5 protein-coding genes are annotated in these 3,890 nt (G+C 43.0%); 1 reads left to right on the forward strand and 4 read right to left on the reverse strand.

Annotation, left to right across the window (positions count from 1 at the left end; translation table 11 throughout):
• The first annotated feature begins 48 nt into the window (after positions 1-48).
• Positions 49-1,161: a non-hydrolyzing UDP-N-acetylglucosamine 2-epimerase gene (gene wecB, locus IQ229_RS16985; protein ID WP_194045680.1), complete on the forward strand. Its 1,113-nt coding sequence runs from the start codon at positions 49-51 to the stop codon at positions 1,159-1,161.
• Positions 1,162-1,282: 121 nt separating this feature from the next.
• On the opposite strand, the gene IQ229_RS16990 is transcribed toward wecB, so the two are convergent.
• The 4 genes from IQ229_RS16990 to IQ229_RS17005 all read right to left on the reverse strand — a co-directional run.
• Positions 1,283-1,873: a peptidoglycan-binding protein gene (locus tag IQ229_RS16990; RefSeq protein ID WP_194045688.1), complete on the reverse strand. Its 591-nt coding sequence runs from the start codon at positions 1,871-1,873 to the stop codon at positions 1,283-1,285.
• A gap of 269 nt (positions 1,874-2,142) precedes the next feature.
• The gene (locus IQ229_RS16995; RefSeq protein ID WP_194045690.1) at positions 2,143-2,553 is read right to left on the reverse strand and encodes a response regulator; all 411 of its coding nucleotides are present in this window, start codon (positions 2,551-2,553) and stop codon (positions 2,143-2,145) included.
• A gap of 165 nt (positions 2,554-2,718) precedes the next feature.
• On the reverse strand, positions 2,719-3,462 hold the full coding sequence (locus IQ229_RS17000) for a Crp/Fnr family transcriptional regulator (protein WP_194045692.1): 744 nt from the start codon (positions 3,460-3,462) through the stop codon (positions 2,719-2,721).
• Between the two features lie 80 nt (positions 3,463-3,542).
• Positions 3,543-3,890, reverse strand: a 348-nt coding sequence (locus tag IQ229_RS17005; RefSeq protein ID WP_194045694.1) for a Crp/Fnr family transcriptional regulator, incomplete at its 5' end; no start/stop codon positions are given.

The following is a 3,890-nucleotide window of genomic DNA, read 5'->3' on the forward strand; positions in this document are numbered from 1 at the left end:
GCATTGACTATAGACGATTAACTATAGATGGCAAATTACAGATGACTAATGACTAATCAAAAACGCGTTTGCATTATCTTAGGTACTCGCCCGGAAGCGATTAAACTCGCTCCAGTGATTCAGGTTTTCCAGAAGTCTTCAAAATTTCAGTTGCAAGTAATTTTAACTGGACAGCATCGGGAGATGGTTGAGCAAGTTATGCAACTGTTTAATATTAAGGCCGATTATAACTTGGAAATTATGCAGGTTCAGCAATCTCTAAATGATATTACTTGCCGTAGTTTACAAGGGTTAGAAGCATTATTTAAGGCAGAAAAGCCAGATTTCGTAATTGTGCAGGGAGATACAACCACTGCTTTTGCCGCAGCTTTGGCAGCTTTATATCAAAAAATCCCTGTTGGTCATGTAGAAGCAGGGTTAAGAACTGATGATATCTTCAATCCTTACCCAGAAGAAGCTAATCGGCGGTTGATTTCTCAAATTACTCAGTTGCATTTTGCGCCGACTCCTTGGGCTGTGGAAAACTTGCATCGTTCTGGTGTTTTGGGTGAAATTCACATGACAGGTAACACGGTAATTGATGCATTGTTAAATGTCGCTGCAACCCAAGTAGTTTGCGATGTCCCAGGCTTAGACTGGGAATCATATCGGGTTCTGTTAGCAACAGTTCATCGTCGGGAGAATTGGGGAGAACCTTTGTTAGCGATCGCTCAGGGCTTTTTACAAATCTTAGACAAGTTTCCTGATACAGCTTTGCTCTTACCATTGCACCGCAATCCGACAGTGCGAGTCCCGTTGCAGGAACTTTTAGGGAATCATCCCCGAATTTTCTTGACAGATCCTCTAGATTATGGGGAATTGGTGGCAGCAATTGGGCGATCGCATCTTTTGCTCACTGACTCTGGTGGTTTGCAAGAAGAAGCCCCCAGCTTGGGAAAACCAGTACTAGTTTTGAGAGACACCACCGAAAGACCAGAGGCTGTTGTAGCCGGTACAGCCAAACTTGTTGGCACTACGACTGAGAACATTGTTGCAGCCGCTGCTGAGTTACTCAGTGACTCAGATGCTTATGAAGCGATGGCAAACGCAATCAATCCCTTTGGGGATGGTCATGCAGCAGAGCGCATTTTGCAGATTGTCCAAAATTACATTCATGGGTAAAAAAGTTCGTAGTAAGGACTTTAGTCCTTATTTCTCAAGCACTAAAGTGCTTACTACAAACCCTCAAAACTAGTTTGACAATATTTACCGAACCACGAGATTTTCCGAGGGTGGCTTCTAGTTAAATACCCAGAGCTGTTCGAGTTTCGGGGCCGACAACACCATCTACAAGTAGACCTTTACTTTGCTGAAAGCTTCGGACTCGGCTAACAGTTTCTTGACCGTAAATTCCATCAATTCTAAGATTACCTAAAGCTGTTTGCAGATCTCTGACGAGCTGACCTCTTGAACCAGGGGTAAGAATCACCGAACCGCCAACACCACCGGGTCTAGTCACAGGACGATTGTTAGGTCTATCACCAATCCATCGGGCAAAAACGTATCTACCTGTAGAAAGTCTGGCAAAACCGTTTTCATATCTTTCAATGGCTGGAAGTGTTGCGCCATTTGGTACACAGTCCACATACGAGTAGTTGGTGCTTGGGCCGGAACGGACACGTAAACAACTGCCGTTAGTCTTTACATAGGCAGCCGAACTCATTTGAATTTGGGTTACAGCAGCAAATAATACACCGACACCAGCTAAAGCTAACCAAGCCGAAGATTTAAGCAGTTTTTTCCAATTGAATTGAGGTTGAGGAAGATGATACTTAGTGTTTTCAGATGCCTCTTCTTGAGCAATAAACATCTGGGAATAAGCAAGATATTCCATAATGCACTCCTTGATATGAAAAAATGAGTACTCGCAGAGAATTACTTAGTTGTTCTCTGTATTTATTCTTAGTATATTTTATATCACTGTGCTTTCAAAGTTTTTTATTGATACCGAAATTAAGAAAAAATAAAATTAGTTAAAAGATTCCTGATAAAATGCGATGTGTACGACGAACTAGTTTGTCGTACACATCGCATTCTCAAAATAAATAAAATTTAGTTAAAGCTTTTTTACTTACTGGCTTGTCCTGGTTGCATCTAAAGATATCAAACGTATTGTTCGGTTCTACTTAAAGTAGCAACCATAGAAGTTAACTCGTCTAAGTCTATCGGCTTGCATTGGTGTATGTCATAACCTGCTGATAATGCACGTTTCCGATCGTCCTCGACAATAGATGCCGTCAAAGCGATCGCTGGAATCTTTCTACCTCGCTTTGCTTCCAAATTTCTGACTTTCAAGAGTAGTGAGTAGCCATCTTCATCGGGTAAGCAAATGTCACTAATTAGGATGTCTGCTTTAAAAGATGACATTATTTTTAGAGCCTCGTCTGCTGAAGCCGCTGCAATCACCTCTGCTCCCTCTAATTCAAACAGAAAAGTAAGTAATATTCTCGTATCAGCGTCATCATCAACAACCAGCAATCGCAGACCTTGACAAGACATCGATTGATTAGACATTATTCTCACGGCTCCGTAGCTCAAAGATTTGAAGTAGCATTACATCAAAAGGCACGTATTTGTAAATCCTAATTGATGCATACTTTACTAAATCTTAAAGGAACTAATTAGCAAGCGTCTGTCCGGTGTCGAACATAGTAACTTAAGATGATTCATTGGCGATGTCTACGACGGGCTACGCCTACGCGCCTGGGGCTGATTTCCCAGCAACCGAGTAAATTCATTTTGGATGACTCGATAACACTCACAGGAAGTTGCTTCCAAATCCTCTCGGTTCAAAATGCTAATTTGACCACGTTGGTAGCAAATCATTCCGGCTCGGCTGAGAGTGCTAGCAGCTACTGTCACACCGGAGCGTCGTACACCCAGCATCTGAGCGATAAATTCTTGCGTGAGCGGAAAATCCTCTGATTCAAAACGGTCAGAGACTGTGAGCAGCCAACGAGCTAGCCGTTCTTCTAGTGTATGAAGACGGTTGCACGCACATGATTGTGTTAGTTCGGTATATATAGCTCGTACATAGCGCAGCAGCAGCTTTTGAATAGCTCCGCCCCGATTGAACTCGGTTTTAAAAACATCTGCATCCATCTGCATTCCAGCCCCCGCAACTTGGACAAATGCTTTTGTGGTTGTTGTGTTGCCTCCTAAAATTACTGGGATACCTACCATGCCTTCATTGCTCACTATCCCAACTTCCACCGTCGAACCATCTTCCATAATAGTGACTATAGAAACCACTGCGTTTTGGGGAAAAGAGACGTGTGTGATGGGTTCTCTTGGTTCGTAAATGACTTGGCGAGTAGGAAGCGAAACTAACTTTAGGTGCGGAATAAGACGCTCATAATCACTGGTTGGCAAAGCCGCAAGTAACCTATTTACTTGCGGCTTAATAATGTTGTTGTCGCTCACTGAACATTAAAAGAGAAATTCGATCACAATACTTTAAATCAAGTTACTTTTGCCAGTCTGTTCGGTTTCGCACACATAACTCAAAAAAATTTTCTGGCTCGGTTACTGGGCATGAAGCCCAGTAACCGAGCAAATTCCTTTTGTATAACTTGATAACATTCACAGGAAGTTGCTTCCAAATCTTCTCGGTTCAGGATGCTAATATGACCGCGTTGATAGCTGATCATTCCGGCTCGGCTGAGGGTGCTAGCCGCTACTGTCACACCAGAACGACGTACACCTAGCATCTGGGAGATAAATTCTTGCGTCAGTGGAAAATCTTCTGATTCCAGACGGTCAGAGACTGTCAGTAGCCAGCGAGCCAGCCGTTCTTCCAGTGTATGGAGACGGTTGCAGGCAGCACCTTGAGCTAGTTCAGAGTATACAGC

It is taken from the genome of Nostoc cf. edaphicum LEGE 07299, assembly GCF_015207245.1.
In the GTDB taxonomy this organism is placed as follows: Bacteria; Cyanobacteriota; Cyanobacteriia; order Cyanobacteriales; family Nostocaceae; genus Nostoc; species Nostoc edaphicum_B.